This window comes from Herbidospora sakaeratensis, from assembly GCF_001570525.1.
Taxonomy (GTDB): Bacteria; Actinomycetota; Actinomycetes; order Streptosporangiales; family Streptosporangiaceae; genus Herbidospora; species Herbidospora sakaeratensis.
Genome location: NZ_BBXC01000011.1, coordinates 489,408 through 515,157, shown reverse-complemented (window position 1 = coordinate 515,157; position 25,750 = coordinate 489,408). Strand labels below are relative to the sequence as shown.

Sequence of the window (25,750 nt, the reverse complement as noted above, 5' to 3'; positions counted from 1 at the left end):
GCCGTCAGACGCTCTCGACCAGCTGAGCCGGCACGGGTACCGCCAGGAAGCCGAGCAGGTCGGCGACCTTGCGGTCGAGCTCGACCCCGACCTCGGCGATGGCGGGGTTGCCGAAGGCGGCGAGTTGCCGGCTGGGCTGGTCGATGGCGAAGCGGGCGACGCCGCTCTCGTCCTCGAAGATGGTCGTGCGGAGCGGCGCGTACTCCATGACGGCCGGGTCGTGGTGGAACATGCGCTGGGCGATGGTGTGGTTGCCCATCAGGTACTGCACGCTGCGCCACGTGTCGCCCGACGGGCTCATGATCTCGGTGTTGTCCAGCGACCAGAAGATGACGAAGCCGTGCGGGGCGTTGTGGTCGACGGCCACCTTGACGGTCGTCCAGTCGGCCGACTCCTGGATGAGCCGGTCGAACAGCTCCCGGTCGAAGGCCGGGACGGCCTCCTCGTAGCGCCGCCGGAACTCCTCGAACGGGACGCCGGTCTCGACGGTCAGCCGGTGGGCCTCGTAGACGACGTCGGACACACGATCCTGCTGAATGGTCATGTCTACCCCCCTCCCTGCACAACGCCGCGACGGGGGCGGGCAGTCCCGAACCGGTCAGGATCGGAGAAGCGGGATCAGCAGCGCCGCAGATAGCGTGAGCTGCGTGAACATCCCCTCCGTTAAGGATCTGACCATGAGCGTCCAGGGCGTCAAGACCGTTCTCCACCCCGTCACCGACCTCGCCGCCGCCAAGGCCGTCTACACCGCCCTCCTCGGCGTCGAGCCGACGAGCGACTCGCCCTACTACGTCGGTTACGAGAGCGAGGGCCAGCAGATCGGCCTCGTCCCCAACAGCGACATGACCTCGCCGCTCGCCCACTGGCACGTCTCGGACATCGAGGCCAAGATCGCCGAGGTCACCGCCGCCGGGGCCACCCTCAAGTCCTCTCCGAAGGACGTCGGCGGCGGCCGTCTCGTCGCCACCCTCGTCGACCCCGACGGGAACGTCCTCGGGCTCATCCAGGACCGGTGAGAAAACGTCGGTGGCGGCACGTACCCTCGAAGCGGTCGAGAGCCAGGGAGACAGCATGAGTCAGCACGCCGCCGACAGCCACGACCTGATCCGGGTCCACGGCGCGCGGGTGAACAACCTCAAAGACGTCAGCGTGGAGCTGCCGAAACGCCGGCTGACGGTGTTCACCGGCGTCTCCGGATCGGGGAAGAGCTCCCTGGTCTTCGGCACGGTCGCCGCGGAGTCGCAGCGGCTGATCAACGAGACCTACAGCGCCTTCGTGCAGGGCTTCATGCCCTCGCTGGCGCGGCCGGAGGTCGACGTCCTCGAAGGGCTGACGACCGCGATCATCGTCGACCAGCAGCGGATGGGGGCCGATCCCCGCTCGACCGTGGGCACGGCCACCGACGCCAACGCGATGTTGCGCATCCTGTTCAGCCGCCTCGGGCAGCCCCACGTCGGGTCGCCCAACGCCTTCTCCTTCAACGTCCCCTCGGTCACCTCGGCCGGGTCGATCACGGTGGCGCGCGGCTCGGGCAAGACCGAGAAGCGCACCTTCAACATGGTGGGCGGCATGTGCCCGCGCTGCGAAGGGCGCGGGTCGGTCTCCGACATCGATCTCAGGGAGATCTACGACGAGACCAAGTCGATCTCCGAGGGCGCGATCACCGTGCCGGGTTACAAGGTCGACAACATCTGGACGGTCAAGATCTTCGCCGAGTCGGGCTTCCTCGACCCCGACAAGCCGATCGGCAAGTACACCGAGAAGGAGCTCCACGACTTCCTCTACAAGGAGCCGACCAAGGTCAAGGTCGAGGGCATCAACCTCACCTACGAGGGCCTGATCCCCAAGATCCAGAAGTCGATGCTCTCAAAGGACAAGGAGGCGATGCAGCCGCACATCCGCGCCTTCGTGGAACGGGCGGTGACCTTCACCTCCTGTCCCGAGTGCGGGGGCACGCGGCTCGCCGAGCAGGCGCGGTCGTCCAGGATCAAGGGCGTCAACATCGCCGACGCGTGCGCGATGGAGATCCGCGACCTGGCCGCCTGGGTGAAGAGCCTCGACGAGCCGTCGGTCGCCCCGCTGCTCCAGAAGCTCTCCCACACGCTCGACTCGTTCGCCGAGATCGGCCTGGGCTACCTGTCCCTCGACCGGCCCTCGGGCACCCTGTCGGGCGGCGAGGCCCAGCGCGTCAAGATGGTCCGCCACCTCGGCTCCGCGCTCACCGACACCACCTATGTCTTCGACGAGCCGACCACCGGGCTCCACCCCCACGACATCCAGCGCATGAACGACCTGCTGCTGCGCCTGCGCGACAAGGGCAACACGGTCCTGGTCGTGGAGCACAAGCCCGAGACGATCGTGATCGCCGACCACGTCGTCGACCTCGGTCCGGGCGCGGGTTCGGCGGGCGGCACCGTCTGCTTCGAGGGCACCGTCGAGGGCCTGCGCGAAAGCGGCACGATCACCGGCCGCCACTTCGACGACCGGGCCTCCCTCAAGGCTTCCGTACGTCAGCCGACCGGCCGCCTGGAGATCCGGGGCGCCGACGCCCACAACCTGAAGAAGGTCGACGTCGACATCCCGCTCGGCGTGCTCGTCGTGGTGACCGGCGTGGCCGGGTCGGGCAAGAGTTCGCTCGTGCACGGCTCGATCCCCCGGGGCGCGGGCGTGGTCTCCATCGACCAGGGGGCGATCAAGGGCTCGCGGCGCAGCAACCCGGCGACCTACACCGGCCTGCTCGAACCCATCCGCAAGGTGTTCGCCAAGGCCAACGGCGTCAAGCCCGCCCTGTTCTCCGCCAACTCCGAGGGCGCCTGCCCCGCCTGCAACGGGGCCGGGGTCATCTACACCGACCTCGGCATGATGGCCGGGGTGGCCACCACCTGCGACGAGTGCGAGGGCCGGCGGTTCGACGCGTCGGTGCTCGACTACAAGTTCGGCGGCAAGGACATCAGCGAGGTCCTGGCGATGTCGGTCACCGAGGCCGAGGCGTTCTTCCGCGAGGGCGAGGGCAAGATCCCGGCCGCCCACGCCATCGTCAAGCGCCTGCTCGACGTGGGGCTCGGCTACCTGGGCATCGGCCAGACCCTCACCAGCCTCTCGGGCGGCGAGCGCCAGCGCCTCAAGCTGGCGACCCACATGGCCGAGAAGGGCGGCACCTACGTCCTCGACGAGCCCACGGCCGGGCTCCACCTGGCCGACGTCGAGCAACTGCTCGGCCTCCTCGACCGGCTGGTCGACTCGGGCAAGTCGGTCATCGTGGTCGAGCACCACCAGGCCGTCATGGCCCACGCCGACTGGATCATCGACCTCGGTCCGGGGGCCGGTCACGACGGCGGGCGCGTGGTGTTCGAAGGAACCCCGGCCGACCTGGTCGCGAAGCGCTCGACGCTCACCGGAGAACATCTGGCGGCTTACGTGGGCGCGTGAACAGGCGAATCGACGCGGCGGGCCCGCCGACGCTCGTGCGGCACGACTCGCGAATCGAGGCGCGGGCGGGCTGACCGTCGGCGCTCGCTGAGCACGACCCGTTCCTGCGCGCGAATGGCGGTCGGTGACGAATTCGCCGGCCGCCAAGTGTGCGCAAATGGCGTTTTATTAGTGTCGCCAACCATTCTCTCTAATCGCACGTCCTTCTCTATATGACGCTGTGGAGAAAAGGTCTGGCCGCCGGTGTCGCCGTCGCGGCCGGGATCGCCCTGGTGGCCGCTCCCGCCGGCGCCGCCCCCAAGAAGCGCCCCGCACTGGCCGGTGACGTCAACGGCGACGGCCGGGCCGACGTCATCGCGGGCGCTCACCTGCTCAAGGCCGGTGGGAAGTCCGACGCGGGCGCGGTCGTCGTCTGGTTCGGCGGGTCGAAGGTGGCGGCCAAGGCCCGCGTCGCGACCTCGTCCAAGCCGGTCGCGAAGGAGAATCTCGGCCGGGTGCTGGCGACCGCCGATTTCGACCGCGACGGCTATTCCGACGTGCTCGCGTCGGCCCGGAAGAAGATCGTCGTCTTCCGCGGCTCGGCCACGGGTCTCAAATACGACACGTCGTTCGCCTGGCCGATCACCAATGCCGCGATGAAGGCCGCCGATTTCAACGGCGACGGATACGGCGACGTGGCCGTCCGGGGAAACAGGGAAATCGTCGTCTTCAAAGGCGGCCGCAAGGGACTGACGAAGTCGGGCACGTTGAAGAACGGCGCGGCGGATTTCGGCGCGGTGCTGGCGGTCGGCGACGTCACCGGCGACCGGCGGCCGGATCTGGTCGCCGCGAACTTCCGGCCCGCCTACCCGGAGCCCGCCGGCCCGCAGCGCATCACCGTCGTCCCGGGGTCGGCGAGTGGTCTGTCGATGGCGCGGGCCTGGTCGTTCGAGCCGGCCCGGCGCGACGTCTTCGACCTCGCCGCGGGTGACCTGACCGGCGACGGCAAGGCCGACGTCGTGCTGGCGACCGGCGAACAGGTGCTCGTCCACCGGAGCCTGGGCGCCGGCGTGCGGCCGCCCCAGACCCTGTCCTTCTCCGATTTCCCGGGCAACCTCGCCATCGGCGACCTGGTCGGCGACGGCCGCGCCGATCTGGCCGTCCACGTCGCGGCCGACAACCACGACTGGGTCGAGATCTACAAGGGCACCGCCGGGGGAGTGACGACCAAGCCCGCCCGCACCCTCCAGAAGGAGAACTACGAGACCGGGTTCGGCACGGCGCTGACCATCGCCGATGTGGCCGGCGCCCGGAAGCCCGACCTGGTCGCCGGTGTCCCCGGCGTCTACGCGGTCGGCCAGGTCCACGTGCTCCCGAACGGGACCTACACCGGCCTCCAGCGGCTCAAGCTGAGCGTGTCGGGCGCCCACGGCCTGGGCTTCGCCCTCCCGTAGCCTCACCACGACTCGGCGAACTCCCTGAGCCGTTTTCGCAGCCGCTTGGCGTCCCGCGGCGGCAGGACGGCCAGGGCCGCATGGAGGATGGCGTTCACCTCCGACAGGTCCGGACAACACCCGATGTATCCGCAGCCGAAGGCGGGCTCGAACAACCGCCGGTAAGGGTCGTGGATGAGGTTCTGCCACCCCTGGTAGGCGTCGGAGACGGCTCCCGGCCAGAACCGGTCGTGTTCCAGGAGGGCGAGGGCGACGCGGCCGCGATACGACAGGCCGGGCAGGTGAGGCGTCGACTCGTCGAACGGGCGACGGCCGCGCGCGGGGCTCCTACGAGCCATGGGCCTTTCTGAAGATCGTCATACCGGGATTCTGTCAGTGCGGCTTCCTAGGGTCCAGGTATGCGTGACGGGCTCATCTGGTGGTCGACCGAGAAGGCCACGTTCGGCCTGATCGTCCGTGACGGCGTGGTCGTCGAGGCGGCCCCCTACGCCCGCTGCTGGGCCCGGGGCCGCTCGGCCGAGGAGCTGATCGACAAAGCGCGGAGAAGCGGGGGTGTATCCGTCGAGTGGATCCCGCGACAATGACGACATCATGGTGCGATTGCGGGTTTTGGGGCAGCTGGCGGCTTCCGTCGGAGACGCCCCGGTTGAGCTGGGAACGTTCCTTCAGCGGGCGGTCGTCGCCCGGCTGGTCGCCGAGGGCGGGCACATCGTGTCGGCCGATCGGTTCATCGACGACCTGTGGCGGGAGCAGCCGCCGCCGAAGGCCCTCGGCGCGCTGCAGGTCTACATCTCCAACCTGCGGCGCATCCTCGAACCGGGCAGGGCCCCACGCACCCCGGCCACCGTCATCGTCTCCGCGCCGCCGGGCTACCGGCTCCAGCTGACGCCCGAGGCCGTCGACGCGTGGCACTTCCCCCGGCTGGTCGACGAGGCGGTCGCCAGGAACGACCCGAACGAGCGCATCCGGCTGCTCGACGCCGCCCTGGCCCTCTGGACCGGCCCGGCCTACGCCGAGTTCGCCGACGAGGAGTGGGCCGTGGCCGAGGCCGCGCAGCTCGACGAGCTCCGGCTGGTCGCGGTCGAGTACCGCGTCGAGGCGGCCCTCGCGCTGGGGCGGCACGCCGAGGTCGTCGCCGAGCTCGACCGGCACGTCAGCGCCCACCCGCTCAGGGAGAACGCGGTCAGACTGCTCGCCCTGGCCTACTACCGGGCCGGGCGGCAGCCCGAGGCGCTGGCGGTTATCCGGCGTACCCGCGAGACCCTCGCCGAGGAACTCGGCGTCGATCCCGGGCCCGCGCTGCGCACGCTCGAGTCCGACATCCTCCACCAGACCGAGACCCTGCAGTTCACCCCGCCGCCCGAGCCGATCAGGGCCACCCCGGCGCGCGAGGCCGAGAAGGAGATCGTCGGCCGCCGGGCCGAGCTCGACCGGCTCACCCGCGCCGCCGAGCAGGCCATGAGCGGGTTCCGGGTGGCGTGGCTCGGGGGAGACGCCGGGTCGGGGAAGTCGACCGTCGCCGCCGCCCTCGACACGGCGCTCCAGGCGCGCGGCTGGGCGACCGCCGCGGGCCGCTGCCCGGAGACCGTCGGCGGCGTGCCGCCCGCCTGGGCCTGGTCGGAGGTGCTCCGGAGTCTCGTGCCGAACCGGCCGCCGGCGCCCGCCCTGCTGCCCAAACTGGCGCCGCTGCTGGCCGACGACGCCGAGCCGGTCGGGCAGTTCTGGCTGGCCCGCGCGGTCGGCGACTACCTGGCCGAGCTGACCGCGCCGCTGCTGGTCGTGCTGGAGGACGTGCACCGGGCCGACGACGAGACCCTCCACCTGCTGCGCCACCTGGCCACCCGGCTGGCCGGCACGCCGGTCATGGTGCTGCTCACCCACCGGCCCGACGAGTCCACCACCGACCTGATGGCCACCGGCGCGGCGCTGGCCGCGCAGACCGCCGAGCACCTCACCCTCGAAGGGCTGGGGCCCGACGACATCGCCCGGCTGGTGCTCGACCGTTCGGGCGTCTCCATCGGCCCGGCCACGCTGGCCGTGCTCGGCGAGCGGACCGGCGGGAACCCGCTGTTCGTCTCGGAGACCGCGCGGCTGCTCGCCGCCGAGGGCATGACGGCCGTCTACCGGCTGCCTCCGGGCGTGCGCGACGTCATCCGCCGCCGCATCGCCCGGCTGCCCGCCACCGCGCAGACCACGCTGAGAGACGCCGCCGTCGTCGGCCGCGACGCCGACGCCGACGTGCTGATCGCGATGCGCGACGCCGACGAGGACACCGTGCTCGACGGCCTGGAGGCCGGGGTGCTGTCGGGCCTGCTCACCGAGCCGCACCCGGGGCAGGTCAGGTTCGCCCACGTGCTGGTCAGGGAGACCCTCTACGAGGACATCCCGAGGCTGCGCCGCACCCGCCTGCACGGCAAGGTCGTCGACGCGCTGGAGGCGATCCGTCCGGGCGACACGGGCGCGCTGGCCCACCACGCGCTGGCCGCCGCCACCGCCGCGACCGCCGCCCGCGCCGTCTCCTACGCGGCCAGGGCCGCGGAGAAGGCCACTTCCCTGTACGCCCACCGCGAGGCCGTCACCCTCCTCAGCGGCGCCGTGGAGATCGCCCCCGAAGACGAGCGGCGGTTCGACCTCCAGTGCCGCCTGGTCTCGGCGCTCGCGCACGCCGGCGACGTCAACGCGGCCAAGAAGCTGCGGAGCCAGGCCCTCCCCCTGGCCCGCCGCCTCGGCGACCGGGCCGCCACGATCCGCCTGATCACCTCGATCGACGTGCCGCTGATCTGGAGCATCGTCACCGAGCACGTGCTCGACCTCGACATGATCGAGGCCATCCACGACGTCCTGCCCGGATCGGAGGGGGAGACGCGCTGCCGCCTGCTGGTGGCCCTGTGCAACGAGACCGAGCCCTACGGCGGCGAGCAGCTCGAACGCGACAGCGCGGAGGCGATCGAGATCGCCAAGGGCCTGGGCGATCCGCTGCTGCTCTGCATGGCGTACAACGCGCGTTACTGGGCCTGCGTCCACTCGGGCAAGAGCGCCAAGCTCGACCGGCTGGCCGACGACGTGATCGAGGTGGCCGAGGCCAACGGCCTCCAGGGATACCTGACGCTGGGCCGCTACATGAAGATCATGGTGGCGCTCTCCCGGGGCGACCGGCCCGGCGCCCGCAATTACGCCACGCTGGCCACCGGCAGCTCGACCAGCGGCCAGTTCGCCCACCTGCTCGGCGTCTTCGCCCTGCTCGACTCGCTCGACCTCTACATCGAGGGCCGCTTCGACGAGGCCGAGCAGGCCGTCGTCGCGCTGGCCGCGCAACTCGCCGCCATCGGCGACGGCAACGCGGTCGCGTTCGGCCTGATGGCCCGGCTGGCGATCGGCATCACCCGCGGCGACATCGGCACCCTGATGGACGACTACGAGGCCGTCTGGAAGGACCTGGACACCGTCCACGAGATCTACTCGCGGGCGCTGGTGGCCGCCGGGCGGATCGAGGAGGCCAGGGCCCGCTGGCAGCCCGGCGAGCTGCCCTTCCCGGGCGTCTACCAGTCGCTGGTGCTGACGATGCGGGCCCAGACCGCCATGGCCCTCGACCACATCGAGGGCTGCCGGCAGACGTACGCGCAGCTGACGCCGCTGGCCGGGGAGATGGCGGGGCTGGCCAGCGGCTCGGTCACCCACGGGCCGGTCGACCACTTCCTGGGCGACCTGGCCCGCTACCTGGGCGACGAGACGGCCGCGCGCGGCCACTACGCCGCCGCGGTCGAGGTGGCGGAGAAGGTCGGGTCGGCGTTCTGGGCCGGCCGGGCACGGGAGGCGCTCAGCCGAAGATGAGCCGCTGCCGCCGCCGGTGACCCGGGCGCAGCAGGGCCAGCATCAGGACGACCACCGGGCCCATCCTCCTGATGCGCGCCATCTCCTCGGGGGTGGCGTACTGGCCGATCCAGCACAGGTCGAAGCGGATGTCGCCGCCCTTGCGGATCCGGGTCTCGGCGTCGGCCCAGTCCTTCTCGGTGACGTACTGGAGGACCACCGGGAAGATCCGGCGTTCCTCCTCCTCGATGTGCTCGTCGAGGAGCTCCGAGAGGCGTTTGAGGGCCAGGTGGAGGGGTTTGGCGTCGCCGCCGGCGGCGAACGCGGCCGCGGCGGCGTCGGCCTCGTTCAGCAGCGGGTCGAGCAGCGAGTGGTCCTCGGTCAGGTCGGACAGGTCGGCGGCGGCGCCCGCCGACCGCTCGATCAGCGGCCACACGATCTCGTCTTCCCGCGTGTGGTGCTGGTGGATGGTGTGGGTGATCCGCCCCACGAAGTGGGCGATGGCCCGGGCCCGGGTGGGCGTGGTGGCCGCGAGGCGCTCGGTGAGGGCGACGAGACGGTGCAGGTCGCCGCGCATGGCCCGGTGGATGATCCGGATGCCGGTCAGATCGGGGGTCGTCATGCCCCGACGATGCGCCCCGGTGCTTAGCGGAGACCTGGGGTCTACTTGGTGTGGCGCATGAGGCGAAATTGACGGTGCGGGACGCTAGTTTGTCGGGCTATGAGGAGTCGATGGGTGGGGCCCGACGGCTACGCGATCGTGCCCGGGGTGTTCGGCGACCGTCAAGTCCTGCGTGTCGAACGACATGGCCGGCATCTGGCCGACTGCTTCTCCGTCGCGGAGGTCGCCCGGTTCGTCGACCTGGCCGACCTCTGCGAGGTCGTCTCCCTGCGGCCATAACAAACACCCCCAGGTAACGGTGATTTCCCGACCAGGCCGTTTACCGTCGAGACATGCGCCTGGTCACTGTGCTCGCCTTCTGCGTCGCGCTCGTCGCCTGCGGCTCCCCGGCCGACGGGATCCCGAGCCCGACGCCCCCTGCCGCGTCCACGTCGTCGGCACAGGACGTCTACGTGCTGAACTTCTTCGGCGACGAACAGGGCTCGCCCGCCCAGAAGCCGGCCGACCTGGTCATCTCCGAGTTCTCCACCATGAACAAGCTCGTGTGGGACAAGTGGGGCCCCGACACCGCCGAAGGCCGCGGCAAGCTGACCGGGAGCTGGTGCCTGCCCGACTGCCTCGAACGGCCCTATGAGGCGAAGATCACCCTCTCGACCCCCGTCGGGAAGGCCGGGCGCACCTACTTCACCGGCTTCACGATCGAGCCCGACGACCTGCAGTCGGCCCAGGAACAGGGCGCCGACCTCGTCGGGACACTCCAGACCCCATAGCCGTCCGATTGGATTTCGCATCCACTGCGGGGGACGTGTATGGTTTACCTGTCCGGGAACGCGAGAGCGAACACCGGGCCCGCCCCTATAGCTCAGTCGGCAGAGCGTCTCCATGGTAAGGAGAAGGTCAACGGTTCGATTCCGTTTGGGGGCTCTAAAGCCAACAGGTCCTATCCGATGAATTCGGGTGGGGCTTTTGGCTTGGCGGGTGAAAAGCAATCCCCGCGAAAGTGATTTGAGGATTCACCCGTGAATTCTCAAACCCGTTCCCCGGCGAAATACCGCGTGTGTGGCACTCGCATGGGTCGGGTATCCTTGCGTGGCCGGTCAGTTTTCGTCGGCCTCCAGGCGGAGTAGCTCAGTCAGGCAGAGCAAACGGCTCATAATCGTTGTGTCGCCGGTTCAAGTCCGGCCTCCGCTACTACCCTTCCGGGCTCCCTTCACAGGGACCGGTTCGGGTTGTCCAGTAGTCCCAGACGTAGAAAGGCACTCCCACGTGGCTGCCACCGACGTTAGGCCGAAGATCACGCTGGCCTGCCAGGAGTGCAAGCACCGCAACTACATCACGCGGAAGAACCGGCGCAACGACCCGGATCGGCTTGAGCTGAAGAAGTACTGCCCCAACTGCAAGACTCACCAGGCTCACCGCGAGACCCGCTAGTTCACGACGCCCGGCGGCCCCCCAGCCGCAGGCGCGGGTTGCTTGAGGCAGATTCCCAGCGCGAGCCACGGTCGGCCTTCGGCCGTCCGCATCTCGCTTGCACACGCGAAAACCGGCGACGCCACTCAGGGCCGCCGGTTAGTCGCGTTTTCATCGGCGTCACCTTCTCGGTTCTCGCTCTGTTCGGCCGTACGGTAGAACTGGTCGTCCAGCAGCACTGATCAACGACGAGGAGCGCCCCGATGGCGTTGAATCGCGACTTCATTGGGCGGGCGTACTCGTCGCCGGCGCCCTACGAGGTCAGCCGCCTGAAGATCAAGGAGTTCGCCGCCGCGATCGGCGACTCGAACCCGATCTACCGTGACTCCGAGGCCGCCAAGGCCGCCGGGCACCCCGACGTGGTCGCCCCGCCGACCTTCCCGATCGTCTTCGCCCTGGCGGGCGCGGGCGAGGGCCTCAACGACCCCGAGTTCGGGCTCGACTGGTCGATGGTCGTCCACGGCGAGCAGCGGTTCACCTACGAGCGGCCGATCTACGCCGGCGACCAGCTGCTGTGCACCTCGACGATCTCCGAGATCCGCTCGGTCGGCCGCAACGAGTTCGTGACCGTGCGCGGCGACGTCACCACGGTCGACGGCGAGCCCGTCTGCACCAGCTTCAACGTCATCGTCGAGCGCGGAGGTGCGAAGTAACCATGGGCGCCACCATCAAGTGGGACGAGGTCGAGCAGGGCCAGGAGCTGCCCGCCGCCGAATACCAGGTCCAGCGGGTCAACCTGGTCATGTACGCCGGCGCCTCCGGCGACTTCAACCCCATCCACTGGAACGAGCGGTTCGCCAAGTCCGTCGGCCTGCCCGACGTGATCGCCCATGGCATGTACACGATGGCCCAGGGCGGCCGCTACGTCACCGACTGGGCCGGCGACCCGGCCGCCGTCGTCGACTACGGCGTGCGGTTCTCGTCGATGGTGGTCGTGCCCGACGACGACAACGGCGCCACGATCAGCGTCTCCGGGATCATCGAGGAGAAGCTGCCCGACAAGCGGGTGATCGTCGTGCTGACCGCCCGGTCGGGCGACTCGCGCGTGCTCTCCAAGGCCAGGGCCGTAGTTCAGCTCGTCTGAGCCTGGGTAGCGCTCCACATGTGAGCAAACCACCGCTTGACGTCGTCGAAATCGCCGAACGCCGCGCCGCCGCCCGAGCCGACAACGACTTCGAGGCCGCCGAGCGGCTGCGCCACGAGCTCATGGACGCCGGCTGGGACGTCTACGACACGCCCGCCGGCGGCTTCGAGCTGACCGAACGCCCCCGCTACGAGATCTGGCCGAGCGTCCGGTCGATCCCGGTCTCGTCGATCATCGAGGGCCGCCCGCCCGGCGAGCCCGACGTGAAGTCGACCGTGCCCTACCCGGGCTCGATCACCGAGACCGCGCTCAACGACGCGGGCACCCCGTCGATGGCCGCCTCGCAGGCCCTCTGGGACGGCGCGCTGGCCACCTCGCGGGTCGACCGGCAGATCGACATCCCGAAGCTGACCGCGTCGGTGGCGCTGCTGGTCGACGGGTGGCCCGACGACGTGCGGGCCTGCGTCGCGGCGCTGCTGGCGCACAGCGACGCCGGGATCATCGCGCTCGACCTCGGCAACGTCGACGGCGCCGGAGACGCCCTGCACGAACTGGCCGAGGCCAACCCCGACCGGATCCGGGTCTGGCACGTCGCCGAGAAGCCCCACTGGCGCGGCGGCACCGCCGAGTGGGGCCCGGCGCGCACCAAGCTGCTCCAGCTCGACACCGCCGACGTCCACGTGCTCATGGAGACCTCGACGATCCTCGAAGGCGACGCGATCAGGCCGCTGCTGCGGGCGCTGGAGGTGCCCGACGTGGTGGGGGCCGGGTGGAAGGGCGTCGAGCCCGAGCCGGGCGGCGCCGAGTGGCGCGACGCGGGGGCCGGAGAGGTCACCGCGCTGCTCGGCTACCTGTTCGCCGTCAACCGGGCCAAGGCCCTGCGGATCGGCGGATTCCCGGAGCACGCGCGCTTCTACCGCAACGCCGACCTGGAGTTCTCCCTCATGCTCCCGGGACGTCTGGTCGTACCGGAGAAGGACCTGCCGGTGCGTCAGGCCCGCCACCGGGGCTATTTCGACACCGAGGCCGCCTACCGCGACGAGGAGTCGACGCGGACCTACGACAGAGTGCTCGCTCTGCTGCGCCGTTAGGCTGGCGGCCATGGAAGAGGGGGTGCGGCTGGCGCCGTACACGACGTTGCGGCTGGGCGGGAACGCGCGGGCCTTTGTCACGGCCGAGACCGAGGAGCGGCTCGTCGAGCTGGTCTCCGCGGCCGACCGGCGGGGCGAGCCGGTGCTGATCCTCGGGGGCGGGAGCAATCTGGTGCTCTCCGACGCCGGGTTCGACGGCCTGGTGGTCAGGGTCGGCACCCGCGGCGTGGTGACCTACGGCGGCCTGGTGACGGCCGCCGCCGGGGAAGACTGGGATCCGCTCGTCGAGCGCTGCGTGGCCGAGGGGCTGTCGGGGGTCGAGTGCCTGTCGGGCATCCCCGGCCTGGTCGGGTCGACCCCGATCCAGAACGTGGGCGCCTACGGCCAGGACGTCTCCCAGACGATCGTCGCGGTCCGCGTCTACGACCGCCGCCACCGGGAGATCCTCGACCTGGAGGCCGCGCAGTGCGGGTTCGCCTACCGCGACAGCGCCTTCAAGGGCGCCCTCGACCGGTTCGTGGTGCTGTCGGTGACGTACAACCTCGAGAACGACGAGCTCTCGCAGCCGCTGGCCTACGCCGAGCTGGCCAGGAGCCTGGGCGTCGCGCCCGGCGAGCGGGTGCCGCTGGCGAGGGCTCGCGCGCGGGTGCTGGAGCTGCGCCGGGGCAAGGGCATGGTGCTCGACCCCGACGACCCCGACACCATCAGCGCCGGGTCGTTCTTCACCAACCCGATCCTGGGCCGGGCGCAGGCCGACGAGCTCGAGAAGCTGGCCCCCGGCTATCCGCGCTGGCCGGCCGGCGACGACGCCGTGAAGGTCCCGGCGGCGTGGCTGATCGAGAACGCCGGCTTTCCCAAGGGCTACGCCAAGGGCCCGGTCAGGGTGTCGACCAAGCACACCCTCGCCCTCACCAACCCCACCGGTGAGGCCACGGCGGAGGAGCTCCTGGAGCTTGCCCGAGAAGTCCGAGATGGGGTCAAAGCGAAGTTCGGGGTGACCCTGGTGAATGAACCCGTGATGATAGGCGTTAGTCTGTAAGACAGCCCGAAGGGGAGTAGTCCACAACACCGCCGGTCGACACACTGACGCACGCGTTTGATGAAGAGCGTGCGTCCGGCCGCGGAGGCCCGTGTGGCGGACGAGACCTTCGGCCCGACAGTGTTTTTTACGCTGCCGGGCCGAAGTGATGCTCCCCGGCAGAACTCGGCCCGGTCGCGCTGATGCGAAAGGCGACCCCGAGTGGAAGCGTTCTGGATCTCCCTCGCCGTGATCTTCGTGGCGGAGCTGGGCGACAAGAGCCAGCTGATGGCCATGACCTTCGCCACCAGGTTCCGGCCCCTTCCGGTCCTGGCCGGCATCACGATCGCGACGACCGTCGTCCACCTGTTCTCCGTCGCGCTCGGCGGTCTCATCGGTGACAACCTCCCGACCACCGCGATCTCCATCGTGGCCGGCCTCGCCTTCCTCGGCTTCGCGGCCTGGACGCTGCGCGGCGACGCCCTGAGCGACGAGGAGGCCGCGAAGGCCAAGCGGGCCACCAAGTCGGTGCTGCTGGCCGTGACGGTCGCGTTCTTCCTGAGCGAGCTCGGCGACAAGACCATGCTCGCCACCATCACCCTGGCCACCCAGTACGGCTGGGTCGGCACCTGGATCGGCTCCACGGTCGGCATGGTGGCCGCCGACGCCCTGGCCATCGTGGTCGGCGGGCTGCTGGGCAAGCACCTGCCGGAGAAGTGGATCAAGTACGGCGCAGCCGCCGCGTTCGCGATCTTCGGGGTGCTCCTGCTGCTGGAGCCGGTGTGGGCTAGTTGAGCAGGGACATCCGGTGGGCCGCCGCGGCGGCCTCGCCCCGGGTCGAGACGCTCAGCTTGGCCAGGATGTTCGAGACGTGGACGCTCGCGGTCTTCGCCGAGATCGTCAGCGTCTGGGCGATGTCGCGGTTCGACCGGCCCTCGGTGAGCAGCCGCAGCACCTCGACCTCGCGCGGGGTCAGCAGGGCGGCCGTCTCGGCCGGGGTGTCGGTCAGCGCGATGCCCGACCTCCGGGTCAGCGCCTCGATCTGCTCCTTCATCGGGGCGGCGCACAGGTCGGTCGCGATGGCGTGGGCCTCCCGCAGCCGGACGGCGACGGCGTCGCGGTCGAGGCCGTGGGCGGCCATGATCAGGTTGCGGGCCCGCTGGTAGGGCCGCCTCAGCACGGCCCAGCAGGTCGCGGCGCCGTCGAAGTCGCGCCGGCACTCCCGCTCGTAGGCCTCGCTGACCGGGCCCTTGAAGACCATGGCGATCCGGAACTCCTCGGCCCGCTCGCGCAGCGCCCTGGCCCGGTTGGGGCTGATCGGCAGCGCGGCGTCGCTCACCCGGTAGATCATCGCCAGCAGGCGCCAGCCCAGCATCGGCTTGCGCGACAGCAGGGTCGCGCCGAGCGCGATCTCGGCCCTGGTCAGGGCCGCCTCCGGGTCGCCGTTCAGCAGGTGCCACTGCAGGGCCAGCCGGGTGTTGAGGGTGCGCTCCTGCGTCCAGTCTTCCGGACGGTCGGACAGCGCGCCCACCTCGGTCAGGTCGGCGAGGGTCTGCTCCAGCTCGCCCCTGGCCATGCCGATCTGCGAGCGGACCCGCAGCAGGTGCCAGCGGTTGAGCGGGGAGGGGTCGAACATCAGCGACCGGGTGATGACGTCGAGGGCCTCGTTCCAGCGGCCCAGCGATTCGAGCGCCTCGGTCCGGTTGTTGGCGATGAAGACGCCCTGGTTGCGGTAACGGCCGTACTTCCTGGCCAGTTTCTCGCCCTCGACGGCCAGCGCGACGGCCTCTTCGGAGCGGCCCAGGTTCTCGAGCGCGTCGACGTTGTTGGCCAGCGCCCGCAGCACCACCTGGCCTGATTTGACGCGGGTGCCGATGACCTGGGCGCGCGAGTTGGTCGCCAGCGCCGCCTCCAGGTCGTCGCTGATGGAGTGGCCGAGCGCCAGGTTCATCAGGAGGTCGGCCTCCCGGCGCTCGTCGCCCATCTCGCGGGCGTTCCTGAGCGCCTCCTGGGTCAGCGCGGTGCCCTCGACGATCTCGTCGGCCATGATCAGCAGGGTGCCGAGCCGGGTCAGGACGAGGGTCCGGGTCTCACTGGGCAGCGGGACCAGCCGTTCGGCCCGGCGCAGGTCGTCGATCGCGCCGGGGCGGCCCCGGTGCTTCTTGCAGTTGGCCATCCGGACCAGCAGCTCGGCGACGCGCTCGGGCGCGGTGTGGTCGTCGAGTTCGGCCAGCGCGGCCTTCACGTACTTCATCGCCCGGTCGATGTCGCCGGCCGCCAGGGCCCCCTCGGAGGCCCGCTCCAGCACGGTGGCGTGGTCGGCCGCGATGCGCTGCCCGGCGTCGGGCACCTTGTCCCAGAGCATGAGCACCCGTTCGAGCAGCTGCACCTTCTCGGTGTACGCGAACGCCATGTGCGCCTTCGCCGACGCCTCCCAGGCTGAGATGAGGGCCCACAGGTCGTTCCTGGCCGAGTGCCAGTGGTGGGCGATCTCGATGGCCGCCCGTCCCTGCGGAACCAGGGTGCGGTCGCGGTCGATCTCCTCGGCGAAGCGGGAGTGCAGCCGGGTGTGCTCGCCGGGCAGCAGTTCGTCGTGGACGGCCTCGCGGATCAGCGCGTGCCGGAAGGTATAGGCGCGGCCGTCGCTGATCTGGATGACGTTGCCCGCCACGGCGGGCCTGATCGCGTCCTCCAGGTCGGCTTCCGACAGGCCGCTGACCGCGCACAACAGGTCGTGGCCGACCCGGTTGCCCCCGGCGGCGGCGATCCGCAACACCCGCTGGGTCTCCTCGGGCAGCCGCTCCACCTGGCCGATGATCAGGTCGTGCAGCGACTCGGGGAGGGTCTCGCCGCCCAGGCAGTCGAGCAGCGCCTCGACGAACAGCGGGATGCCCGCGCTGCGGTCGAAGACCGTCGAGACCCGGCTGTAGGTGGGCGTGGTGCCGAGGATGCCGGCCATCTGGCGGGCCACCTCGTCTTCGGTGAAGCGGGGCACCTCGATCTTGGTGATCCCGCCGACCCGGGTGAGCTCGGCGAGCACCGGCCGGAGCGGATGGGTGCGGTGAAGTTCGTCCGACCGGTACGTCAGCACCATGAGCATCGGGATCGCCGAGACGTTCCGGCTCAGGAAGGCGATGAGGTCACGGCTCGACCGGTCGGCCCAGTGGATGTCCTCGATGACGAGGACCATCGGGCGGCGCTCGGCGAGCCGTTCCAGCAACGTCAGTATCTGTTCGAACAGGCGGGCCCTGGCCGTGTCGGTCTCGATGTCGCCGCTCGGCTCACCGAACTCCGGCAGCAGCCGGGCCAGATCCCGGGCCGCGCCCTCGGGCAGCAGCGCCGCGACGTCCGCGGCCCCCATGTCGCGGACGAGCTGGCGCAGCACCGCCGTGAAGGGCGCGTACGCGAGACCTTCTGTGGACAACTCGACACAACCGCCGGCGAAGACCTGCGCTCCGTCGGCGGCGGCCTGCTCGGCGAACCGCGTGACCAGCCGGGTCTTGCCGACCCCCGCCTCACCGCCCACCAGGACGGCGGCGGCGGCCTGCTCACGGGCCTGGTCGAAGATCTCGCCGAGCGACTTCAGCTCGGTCTCCCGTCCGACGAAGACGGGGCTAACGGCCCGACCCATCATGTCGTCCAGCATGTCACGCCTACTCGGTGGGATTCGCGTCTATTTACGGGGGTTGAGATGCCAGGCCGGGAGGGAGGTTCCGGCCTGGCATCTGGACGCGCGTCACTGGGAACGGAACTTGCCGAGGCTCGCCCGGAGCCGGTGATGCCCGCCCCGCTCGCGCGCCTTCTCCGCCTCACGGACGCGGCGGTAGGTGGTCGCCTCGTTCTGGAGCTCGGCGACCCGGTTGATGATGATCTGGTAGTGAAGCTCGGGAGCCATGGTGGCTTCTCCTTATTTCTGTACGTGTCGATTAGGCAGACTCAGTAGCGCGAGCCACGGTCGGCCTTCGGCCGCCCGCATCTCGCTTCCTTACACACTCAAGATTCGTCCTAAGACCCCCTCTGCCACATCGGGCGGATGCCTTATCTCCCGTGGGCGGGGTGTGGATTCGTACCTAAGACCCCGCTTAGGACGGTTGTGAGATGTGCCAAAAACGGACCGGCAGTGTCGTGAGCACCCGGTTTGGCATCGTTCCGCCAGGTCGGCGATGCTGGGGAGGTGTCAATTCCGACTGCCTCGTCCAACGCCTCGCTCCGGGCGTTCCTGCACGGACTGCCCGGTGTCGACCGGGTCGGCGCCGACGCCAGGGCCGCCGGGCTGGGCACCCGATCGATCAAGACCACGGCCAAACGCCAGGCCATCGACCTGGCCATCTCCATGGTCGACCTCACGACCCTGGAAGGGGCCGACACCCGGGGCAAGGTCCGGGCGATGTGCGCCAAGGCCGTCCACCCCGACCCGACCGACCCCACGGTGCCGAAGGTCGCGGCGGTCTGCGTCTACCCCGACCTGGTGGCCGAGGCCCGCGACGTGGTCGGCTCGTCGGGGGTGAAGGTGGCCTCGGTGGCCACCGCGTTCCCCAGCGGGCGCTCCTCCCTTGAGGTGAAGGTCGCCGACACGGCCATGGCGGTCGCCGCCGGGGCCGACGAGATCGACATGGTCATCGACCGGGGCGCGTTCCTGTCGGGCGACTACGTGAAGGTCTTCGAGGAGATCCAGGCGATCAAGGCGGCCTGCGGCGAGGCCCACCTGAAGGTCATCCTGGAGACCGGCGAACTGGCCACCTACGACAACGTGCGCCGCGCGTCATGGCTGGCCATGCTGGCCGGGGGAGACTTCATCAAGACGTCCACCGGAAAGGTGCAGCCGGCCGCCACGCTGCCGGTGACGCTGGTCATGCTGGAGGCGGTGCGCGACTTCCGCGACCGTGAGGGCCGCATGGTGGGGGTGAAGCCGGCCGGCGGGATCCGTACCACCAAGGACGCGATCAAGATGCTCGTGCTGGTCAACGAGACCGCCGGGCCCGACTGGCTCGACCCCGACTGGTTCCGGCTCGGCGCGTCGTCGGTCCTCAACGACCTGCTGATGCAGCGCCAGAAGCTCACCACCGGCCGTTACGCCGGCCCCGACTACTTCACCCTGGACTGAGATGATCTTCGAGTACGCACCGGCGCCCGAGTCGCGCGAGGTCGTCGACATCAGACCGTCGTACGGGCTCTTCATCAACGGCGAGTTCGTCGACGGGTCCGGCACTCCCTTCAAGACCGTCAACCCCGCCTCCGAGGAGACCCTCGCCGAGGTCGCCACGGCCACCGAGGCCGACGTCGACCGGGCCGTGCAGGCTGCCCGCAAGGCGTTCGGCGTCTGGTCGGCGCTGCCCGGCTCCGAGCGGGCCAAGTACCTGTTCCGGATCGCCCGGATCATCCAGGAACGCGCCCGCGAGCTGGCCGTGCTGGAGTCGCTCGACAACGGCAAGCCGATCAAGGAGTCACGCGACGTCGACCTGCCCCTGGTCGCCGCCCACTTCTTCTACTACGCCGGCTGGGCCGACAAGCTCCAGTACGCCGGCTACGGCACCACCCCGCTCGGCGTCGCCGGCCAGGTCATCCCGTGGAACTTCCCGCTGCTGATGCTGGCCTGGAAGATCGCGCCCGCGCTGGCCTGCGGCAACACCGTCGTGCTCAAGCCCGCCGAGACCACGCCGCTGACCGCGTTGTTGTTCGCCGAGATCTGCCAGCAGGCCGACCTGCCGCCGGGCGTGGTCAACATCGTCACCGGCGCGGGCGACACCGGCGCGGCCGTCGTCGGCCACCCCGACGTCGACAAGGTCGCCTTCACCGGCTCCACCGAGGTCGGCCGCCTGATCGCTCGCGCGGTCGCCGGCACGACCAAGAAGGTGACCCTCGAACTCGGCGGCAAGGCCGCCAACATCGTCTTCGACGACGCCGCGATCGACCAGGCCGTCGAGGGCATCGTCACCGGCATCTTCTTCAACCAGGGCCACGTCTGCTGCGCCGGGTCGCGCCTGCTGGTGCAGGAGTCGGTCGCGGAAGAGCTGCTGTCGTCGTTGAAGCGCCGCCTGTCGACGCTGCGGCTCGGCGACCCGCTCGACAAGAACACCGACATCGGCGCCATCAACTCGGCCGCCCAGCTCGCCAAGATCCGCGAACTGTCGGAGGCGGGCGAGGCCGAGGGCGCTTCTCGGTGGTCACCGGCGTGCGCGCTGCCGGAGAAGGGTTTCTGGTTCCCCCCGACCGTCTTCACCGGCGTCTCCCAGTCCCACCGGATCGCCCGCGAGGAGATCTTCGGCCCGGTCCTGTCCGTCCTCACCTTCCGCACCCCCGCCGAGGCCGTGGAGAAGGCGAACAACACCCCCTACGGCCTGTCGGCCGGCGTCTGGACGGAGAAGGCGTCGCGGATGTTGTGGATGGCCAACCGGCTGCGTGCCGGGGTCGTCTGGTCGAACACCTTCAACAAGTTCGACCCCACCTCGCCGTTCGGCGGTTACAAGGAGTCCGGCTACGGGCGTGAGGGCGGTCGCCACGGTCTCGAGGCGTACCTGAAGGAGATCTCGTGAGCGAGCGGCTGTCGGTGCGGAAGACGTACAAGCTGTACATCGGCGGTGCGTTCCCACGGTCGGAGAGCGGGAGGTCCTACGTCGTGACCGGCGCCAAGGGCGAGTTCCTCGCCAACGCGTCCAAGGCGTCCCGCAAGGACGTCCGCGACGCCGTGTCGGCGGCGCGGAAAGCCTTCCCGGGCTGGTCGTCCGCGACCGCCTACAACCGGGGCCAGATCCTCTACCGGATCGCCGAGATGCTCGAAGGCCGCCGGGCCCAGTTCGTCTCGGAGGTCGCCGAGGCCGACGGCGTGTCGGGGAAGAAGGCGGGCGAACTCGTCGACGCGGCGGTCGACCGGCTGGTCTGGTACGCCGGGTGGTCCGACAAGATCTCCTCCCTTCGCGGTTCCGCCAACCCCGTCGCCGGGCCCTACTTCAACCTGTCGACCCCCGAGCCGACCGGGGTGGTCGGGATCGTGGCCCCGCCGATGGGCCCGCTGTTCGGGCTGGTGTCGGTGATCGCGCCGGTGATCGTGACGGGGAACACGTGCGTGGTGATCGCCTCGGAGCGGGCGCCGCTGCCGTCGATCACGCTCGCCGAGGTGCTGGCCACCTCTGACCTGCCGGGCGGGGTGGTGAACATCCTGACGGGGTCCTCTGCGGAGATGGCGCCGTGGCTGGCCGGGCACATGGACGTCAACGGGCTCGACCTCACCGGAGCCGACGCCGAGCTGGCGCAGAAGTGCGAGGAGCTGGCGGCGGAGAACCTGAAGCGGGTGCTGCGGCCCAACGGGAAGACTGACTGGGCGGCTGATCCGGGGACGGGGCGCATGACGGCGTTCCTGGAGACGAAGACGGTCTGGCACCCGATCGGGATCTAGGGGTCGAGCAGGCCTTCCGCCTGAGCCCAGGCGATGAACGTGTCGCCGTCGCACGGGAGGAAGGCCTCATGCTCAGCGAGCAGGTCGATCACCTCACATGCGTTTTCCGTCGAAATCATGCTTTTCCGGATGTTCTGACAGAGCAGCTCCAGGGTGCCGGTCATTTTGACACCCCGGCTCTTCCCATACTTGCGAGCCGACCGATCGTCGATCATGGCGGTTATGCCATGCACCTCGGCATAGGCGAGGGTCATGGCTTCACCGATGTCTCTTTTCCCTCCACCGAGCCGGAGATGGTACATCGTCAACAGGGCGTAGAAATCCCGTGTGAACTCTTCCGCTACGGTGATCCAGGGCTGGATGGAGACCTGATAGAGCTTCGGGTGCTTGGACGCGCCGACGAGAAGCTCCTCCTCCACTGCCTTGGTGATCAGGCAGGAACGTCCGCTGAGCAGCTTCTCCAGAACCGGTAACTGATTGGAGCGGGCGAAGTAGTTGAGGGGCGAGCTGTCGATGACGAGCCGCTCGCTGCTCACTCCAGTTCACCGCGAAGCTCGGCACGCAGTGCCTCAAGCGGAATCTCATTCGGCGGGGGCAGCTCCTCAACGGTGACCTGGTCTCGGAGTATTTCGATCGCACGGCTGGCTGAGATGTCATAAGTGCGATATGCGCGGATCGCCGCTGCGGATAGGCCGGTGGCGATGTAGGTAGGGGCGAGTTCCTCCACAACGCGCACGTTACATTCCAGGTAGTCGGCCTTGGTGGGAGAACGTGAATCCAAGGTCTTGTATTCATCGCCGGAAATCAATTCGAATCTACGCAATTGCCGTAGGGCGGCCGTCCAGCTGACTCGATATTCGGCGCTGATGATGATGGCCGACCGCCGCAGGCCGCCTTCTTCGCGCAGTGTCTTCCATCGGCGGGCGACTCCCGGCCGCGGGAAGAGCAGATTGACGGCGAAACTGTCGATGGCCTGTTCGGTCGTACTGGTGCTGGCGCTCCAGTCGAGAGAATGCGCGTCACCGAACAGGTGGTGGCCGAGTTCGTGAGCGAGCGTCGACCGCCTGCGGCCGGCCGGCAGATCGCCGTTCACCACGGCCATGCCGACACCCTCGATCAGGCTGTAGGCGCCGTCGGCCGCCGAATCGCCCAGCGGGAACGAGAAGGCGAGCAGACCGGCGCGCTCGACCACCTCGGCCAGTTCGTGAACCGGCTCGTAGGGGTCAAGGGAGATCAGGGACCGCGCGTCGGCGGCAGCCGCCTCTGCGGCCCAATCTGACTCGCCGGGCTTGATCGCCCGTAGGTATTCGTCGTTCTTGGGCTTCAGGGCCTTCGCGTCGATGAGGACGGAAAGATCGCGGGTCAGGTCTTCGATGACTCGCTCGATCTTGTCCTCCACGCCGTCACCGAGAGACGCGCGGCGGCTCACGATGGCCGGATGGGGCGGCAGGATGAACCAGTCCATGGGGCGCGAGAGAAGGTCGGCCAGGCGGACCAGCTCCATCGCCCTGAGCTGTCGTCGACCTGCCTCCAGCTTGGTGACCGCGGTTCGGTCCAGCTCCAGCGCGTCGGCGAGTTGCTGCTGGGTGAGCTGCTTCGCCACCCTCGCCGTTGCGATGCGCTGGCCGATCTCCACCCATTCGGGCTCAATCTCCATGGTGCCATTTTCGCACATGTACTTGATGCGTCACGGGTGATATACGGATCGTTTCCAAGGTCGTGCTCGCTCCAGATAGCCCGCCAGGCTCAGCAGCAGCCCCTCCCCGTCCGGCGGCGCGATCAGCTGGACCCCCATCGGCAGCCCCGAGCTGTGCCGTCCGAACGGGATCGTCATCGCCGGCCAGCCCGCCATGTTCCACGCCCCCGTCAGCGGCGCGAACCTGATGTCCGCGTAGGCGCTGCGGCGTTCGGGGGACGGGGGCAGGTGGGCGATGGTCGGGGTGATCAGCACGTCGATGTCGCCGAACCACTGGTCGGCGCCGTAGGCGCGCCAGTCGTCTCTGCGGCGGGAGCCGTCGCGGCGGGTGCGCTGGAGGAAGCGGCCCACGCGGGCCATCGTGCGGGTGCGGGGTTCGAGGGTGCTCTCGTCGAGGTCGTGGGAGTCGGCGGCGGCGCAGGCGTACCAGGCGGCGATCGTCGACCAGCCCAGGGACATCGGGAAGCGGCGGCCGTGGTCGACCACGGTGTGGCCCGCTTCGCGCAGGGTCGCCCCGGCGGCTCTGGCCGCCTCCTGGAACTCGGCGTCCACCGAGAAGCCCGGGGGGAGGGGGTTGGCCGCTACGGCGATGCGGAGGTCTTCGGCTTCCGGGAGGATCGGGGTGCCGGTCATCACGGTCAGGGCGAGGATCGTGTCGTTCACGGTCGTGGTCAGCGGGCCGTTCTCGGACATCGCGAACCAGTCGTGGGGCGGGGGTTCCAGGAGGCCGTGACCGGGTTTGAGGGCGATGACGCCGCAGGCGGCGCCGGGGATGCGTAAGGAGCCCAGGCCGTCGTTGCCCAGGGCCAGGGGCACCATTCCGGCGGCCACGGCGGCCGCGCTGCCGCCGGACGATCCGCCCGCCGTGCGGTCGGGGTCCCAGGGGTTGCGGGTGTCGCTGATGGCGTACAGGCAGAGTTCGGGGCAGTTCGTCTGGCCGAGCACGATCGCGCCGGCCGCGCGGAGGCGGGCCACCACGGGGTGGTCTTCCGGGGACGGTTGCGAAGACGCGGCCCGGATGCCGTTCGTCATGGTCTGGCCGGCCACGGCCACGTTGTCCTTGATCGCGACGGGCACGCCCGCCAGGGGCAGGTCGGGGCGGTGCCCGAGGGCCTTGGCCTCGGCCATGGCCGAGTCGGCCAGGACGGTCCGGAAGGCGCCGATCGCGCCGTCACGTGCGGCGACGGCCTCCAGGTGGTCGGCCACGACCTGTTCCGCGGTCGCCTCGCCGGCGCGCACGGCGTCGGCTATCTCCACGGCGGTTCGTCCGGCCCACGACATGTCCAGAGTGTGGACCGGACGCACCTGCCATTTGAAGGCTCGTAACCAAGACGATGCCTAGTCGGACCTTTTCGGCGCCCGTCCCGCCTGAGTCAGCGCCATGCGGAGCGCGTATTCGATCTGCGCGTTGACGCTGCGGAGATCGTCGGCCGCCCACTTGGCGATCGCCTCGTGGACGGCCGGATCGAGCCGCAGCAGGAGCTTCTTGGGCTCCTTCTTGGCGGGACGTTCGTCAGGCATACAGACTGCCGGTGTTGACCACCGGCTGGGTCGCCCGGTCGCCGCACAGGACGACCAGGAGGTTGGAGACCATCGCGGCGCGGCGCTCCTCGTCGAGTTCGACGACGTGCTCGGCGCTCAGCCGGTCGAGGGCGAGCTGGACCATGCCGACCGCGCCCTCCACGATCTGCCGCCGGGCGGCGACGACCTGGGCGGCCTGCTGGCGGACCAGCATGGCCTGGGCGATCTCGGGGGCGTAGGCGAGGTGGGTGATGCGGGCCTCCAGCAGCTCGATGCCGGCCAGGTCGGTGCGCTCACGGAGCTCGGTGGTGAGCTCCTCGGCGACCGTGGCGCCGTCGCGGAGGCTGGTGCGGTCCTCGATGTGGCTGTCGTACGGGTGGGAGGTCGCCAGGTGCCGCACGGCGGCCTCCGACTGGATGGCGACGAAGTTCTCGTAGTCGTCCACGGAGAACGACGCCTTGGCGGTGTCGACGACCCGGTAGACGACGACGGCCGCTATCTCGACGGGGTTGCCGTCGGCGTCGTTGACCTTGAGCTTGGTGGTCTCGAAGTTGCGCACCCGGAGGCTGATGCGGTTCTTGTCGGTGAACGGCACCGTCCAGGTGAAGCCGGCGGTCTTGATGGTGCCGATGTAGCGGCCGAAGAACTGCACGACCTTGGCCTCGTTGGGGTTGATCACGGCGAAGCCGGACGCCGGCAGGAACACGATCACCGCCGCCACGACCACGCACACGATGAAGAACGCCTCGTCCTGGGTCATGCCGAACAGCACCAGCGCCGCCGCCACGACGAGCAGCGCGATCAGGATGACAAAACCGTTCATCCGGAAGGCCTCTCGTTCCATGCCCTTCCTCCTGACTATCGAAGTGATATCACTAAGATAGCTCCTCGCTAGCATCCAGCGTCAAGAGTTCGGCCACGACGACTCTGTAGTGATATTTCTTCGTCATCCCTTTGACGGTGGTCAGGTACTCGTCTTCGCTGATGCGGTAGACGCTGCGGGTTCGCGGGTTCATCGGATGTTCCGGTTGGTGCCGCACGGCCAGCTCATAGGCGATCGACCGCGCCTCGGCGCGCTCGCCCTTGACCTCGTAGATGTCGGAGACGCGCCACTCCTGGCGGGTGGTGTTGCCGACGTTCTCCTCGATGAGGACTCTCCAGTGGCTCATGACCGGCGATCATG

Annotated in this window: 27 protein-coding genes and 2 tRNA genes; 18 read left to right on the top strand and 11 right to left on the bottom strand. The window is 69.6% G+C overall.

Annotation, left to right across the window (positions count from 1 at the left end; all coding sequences use genetic code 11):
• Positions 1-4: 4 nt before the first annotated feature.
• The gene (locus AW271_RS18475) at positions 5-544 is read right to left on the bottom strand and encodes a DUF302 domain-containing protein (RefSeq protein ID WP_062338388.1); all 540 of its coding nucleotides are present in this window, start codon (positions 542-544) and stop codon (positions 5-7) included.
• Between the two features lie 133 nt (positions 545-677).
• Here AW271_RS18475 and AW271_RS18470 point away from each other — a divergent pair, with 133 nt between their 5' ends.
• The 3 genes from AW271_RS18470 to AW271_RS18460 all read left to right on the top strand — a co-directional run bounded on the left by AW271_RS18470 (position 678) and on the right by AW271_RS18460 (position 4,862).
• Positions 678-1,016 (top strand): VOC family protein, encoded by a 339-nt coding sequence (locus tag AW271_RS18470; RefSeq protein ID WP_157554339.1) that lies wholly within the window; start codon positions 678-680, stop codon positions 1,014-1,016.
• A 55-nt stretch (positions 1,017-1,071) separates the two neighbouring features.
• Entirely contained in the window at positions 1,072-3,429 is a 2,358-nt protein-coding gene (locus AW271_RS18465; protein WP_062338614.1) for an ATP-binding cassette domain-containing protein, read from the top strand.
• Positions 3,430-3,641: 212 nt separating this feature from the next.
• A complete protein-coding gene (locus tag AW271_RS18460; RefSeq protein WP_062338385.1) occupies positions 3,642-4,862 on the top strand; it encodes an FG-GAP repeat domain-containing protein in 1,221 nt (406 codons plus the stop codon).
• A gap of 2 nt (positions 4,863-4,864) precedes the next feature.
• On the opposite strand, the gene AW271_RS18455 is transcribed toward AW271_RS18460, so the two are convergent.
• Entirely contained in the window at positions 4,865-5,200 is a 336-nt protein-coding gene (locus AW271_RS18455) for a hypothetical protein (RefSeq protein ID WP_062338383.1), read from the bottom strand.
• A 60-nt stretch (positions 5,201-5,260) separates the two neighbouring features.
• Between AW271_RS18455 and AW271_RS18450 the strand changes: the two genes are divergently transcribed.
• Both AW271_RS18450 and AW271_RS18445 read left to right on the top strand, forming a co-directional pair.
• On the top strand, positions 5,261-5,446 hold the full coding sequence (locus AW271_RS18450) for a hypothetical protein (protein ID WP_062338381.1): 186 nt from the start codon (positions 5,261-5,263) through the stop codon (positions 5,444-5,446).
• 7 nt (positions 5,447-5,453) lie between these two features.
• The gene (locus AW271_RS18445) at positions 5,454-8,693 is read left to right on the top strand and encodes an ATP-binding protein (RefSeq protein WP_062338379.1); all 3,240 of its coding nucleotides are present in this window, start codon (positions 5,454-5,456) and stop codon (positions 8,691-8,693) included.
• On the opposite strand, the gene AW271_RS18440 is transcribed toward AW271_RS18445, so the two are convergent.
• A complete protein-coding gene (locus AW271_RS18440; RefSeq protein WP_062338377.1) occupies positions 8,680-9,294 on the bottom strand; it encodes a hemerythrin domain-containing protein in 615 nt (204 codons plus the stop codon). The two genes, AW271_RS18445 and AW271_RS18440, sit on opposite strands and share 14 nt — an antisense overlap.
• Positions 9,295-9,393: 99 nt before the next feature.
• On the opposite strand from AW271_RS18440, the gene AW271_RS18435 reads away from it, so the two are divergent.
• The 10 genes from AW271_RS18435 (at position 9,394) to AW271_RS18395 (ending at position 14,752) form a co-directional block, all read left to right on the top strand.
• On the top strand, positions 9,394-9,573 hold the full coding sequence (locus AW271_RS18435; protein WP_062338375.1) for a hypothetical protein: 180 nt from the start codon (positions 9,394-9,396) through the stop codon (positions 9,571-9,573).
• Positions 9,574-9,626: 53 nt separating this feature from the next.
• Positions 9,627-10,064, top strand: coding sequence for a hypothetical protein (locus AW271_RS18430; protein WP_062338373.1), 438 nt, complete (start codon positions 9,627-9,629; stop codon positions 10,062-10,064).
• Between the two features lie 81 nt (positions 10,065-10,145).
• Positions 10,146-10,218, top strand: a tRNA-Thr gene (locus tag AW271_RS18425).
• Between the two features lie 193 nt (positions 10,219-10,411).
• Positions 10,412-10,485 (top strand) — tRNA-Met (locus AW271_RS18420).
• A gap of 75 nt (positions 10,486-10,560) precedes the next feature.
• Complete coding sequence (gene rpmG / locus AW271_RS38575) at positions 10,561-10,725, top strand: 50S ribosomal protein L33 (protein WP_030921771.1); 165 nt, start codon at positions 10,561-10,563, stop codon at positions 10,723-10,725.
• Positions 10,726-10,967: 242 nt separating this feature from the next.
• Positions 10,968-11,417, top strand: a complete 450-nt coding sequence (locus AW271_RS18415) for a MaoC family dehydratase N-terminal domain-containing protein (RefSeq protein WP_062338371.1) — start codon at positions 10,968-10,970, stop codon at positions 11,415-11,417.
• A 2-nt stretch (positions 11,418-11,419) separates the two neighbouring features.
• Positions 11,420-11,848 carry a MaoC family dehydratase gene (locus AW271_RS18410; RefSeq protein WP_062338368.1) on the top strand — a complete coding sequence of 143 codons (429 nt, stop codon included), beginning with the start codon at positions 11,420-11,422 and terminating at the stop codon, positions 11,846-11,848.
• Between the two features lie 20 nt (positions 11,849-11,868).
• Positions 11,869-12,939: a glycosyltransferase family 2 protein gene (locus tag AW271_RS18405; protein ID WP_062338366.1), complete on the top strand. Its 1,071-nt coding sequence runs from the start codon at positions 11,869-11,871 to the stop codon at positions 12,937-12,939.
• A 10-nt stretch (positions 12,940-12,949) separates the two neighbouring features.
• Entirely contained in the window at positions 12,950-13,978 is a 1,029-nt protein-coding gene (locus AW271_RS18400; protein ID WP_062338364.1) for a UDP-N-acetylmuramate dehydrogenase, read from the top strand.
• A gap of 201 nt (positions 13,979-14,179) precedes the next feature.
• Complete coding sequence (locus AW271_RS18395) at positions 14,180-14,752, top strand: TMEM165/GDT1 family protein (protein WP_062338362.1); 573 nt, start codon at positions 14,180-14,182, stop codon at positions 14,750-14,752.
• Here the strand turns inward: AW271_RS18395 and AW271_RS18390 are convergent.
• Both AW271_RS18390 and AW271_RS39790 read right to left on the bottom strand, forming a co-directional pair.
• Positions 14,745-17,591: an ATP-binding protein gene (locus AW271_RS18390; protein ID WP_245653089.1), complete on the bottom strand. Its 2,847-nt coding sequence runs from the start codon at positions 17,589-17,591 to the stop codon at positions 14,745-14,747. The genes AW271_RS18395 and AW271_RS18390 overlap by 8 nt on opposite strands.
• Before the next feature lie 102 nt (positions 17,592-17,693).
• Positions 17,694-17,852 (bottom strand): hypothetical protein, encoded by a 159-nt coding sequence (locus AW271_RS39790; protein ID WP_157520055.1) that lies wholly within the window; start codon positions 17,850-17,852, stop codon positions 17,694-17,696.
• 279 nt (positions 17,853-18,131) lie between these two features.
• Between AW271_RS39790 and deoC the strand changes: the two genes are divergently transcribed.
• Genes deoC through AW271_RS18375 form a run of 3 tightly spaced genes read left to right on the top strand, consistent with a single transcriptional unit; the run spans position 18,132 to position 21,350 of the window.
• Positions 18,132-19,061 (top strand): deoxyribose-phosphate aldolase, encoded by a 930-nt coding sequence (deoC, locus tag AW271_RS18385; protein ID WP_062338358.1) that lies wholly within the window; start codon positions 18,132-18,134, stop codon positions 19,059-19,061.
• A 1-nt stretch (position 19,062) separates the two neighbouring features.
• Positions 19,063-20,490, top strand: coding sequence for an aldehyde dehydrogenase family protein (locus AW271_RS18380; RefSeq protein WP_218008084.1), 1,428 nt, complete (start codon positions 19,063-19,065; stop codon positions 20,488-20,490).
• Positions 20,487-21,350, top strand: a complete 864-nt coding sequence (locus AW271_RS18375) for an aldehyde dehydrogenase family protein (protein WP_062338357.1) — start codon at positions 20,487-20,489, stop codon at positions 21,348-21,350. The genes AW271_RS18380 and AW271_RS18375 overlap by 4 nt, the downstream gene beginning before the upstream one ends.
• On the opposite strand, the gene AW271_RS18370 is transcribed toward AW271_RS18375, so the two are convergent.
• The 6 genes from AW271_RS18370 to AW271_RS18345 are packed head-to-tail and all read right to left on the bottom strand — an operon-like array spanning position 21,347 to position 25,736.
• The gene (locus AW271_RS18370) at positions 21,347-21,886 is read right to left on the bottom strand and encodes a PIN domain-containing protein (RefSeq protein ID WP_062338352.1); all 540 of its coding nucleotides are present in this window, start codon (positions 21,884-21,886) and stop codon (positions 21,347-21,349) included. The genes AW271_RS18375 and AW271_RS18370 overlap by 4 nt on opposite strands.
• Positions 21,883-23,007 carry a helix-turn-helix domain-containing protein gene (locus AW271_RS18365; RefSeq protein ID WP_062338350.1) on the bottom strand — a complete coding sequence of 375 codons (1,125 nt, stop codon included), beginning with the start codon at positions 23,005-23,007 and terminating at the stop codon, positions 21,883-21,885. Before AW271_RS18365 ends, AW271_RS18370 begins: the two co-directional genes overlap by 4 nt.
• 30 nt (positions 23,008-23,037) lie before the next feature.
• On the bottom strand, positions 23,038-24,327 hold the full coding sequence (locus AW271_RS18360) for an amidase (protein ID WP_062338611.1): 1,290 nt from the start codon (positions 24,325-24,327) through the stop codon (positions 23,038-23,040).
• A gap of 57 nt (positions 24,328-24,384) precedes the next feature.
• On the bottom strand, positions 24,385-24,567 hold the full coding sequence (locus tag AW271_RS18355) for a type II toxin-antitoxin system antitoxin (RefSeq protein WP_062338348.1): 183 nt from the start codon (positions 24,565-24,567) through the stop codon (positions 24,385-24,387).
• The gene (locus AW271_RS18350; protein ID WP_062338347.1) at positions 24,560-25,411 is read right to left on the bottom strand and encodes an SPFH domain-containing protein; all 852 of its coding nucleotides are present in this window, start codon (positions 25,409-25,411) and stop codon (positions 24,560-24,562) included. The genes AW271_RS18355 and AW271_RS18350 overlap by 8 nt, the downstream gene beginning before the upstream one ends.
• A gap of 31 nt (positions 25,412-25,442) precedes the next feature.
• Entirely contained in the window at positions 25,443-25,736 is a 294-nt protein-coding gene (locus AW271_RS18345; RefSeq protein WP_062338345.1) for a hypothetical protein, read from the bottom strand.
• Positions 25,737-25,750: the final 14 nt, after the last annotated feature.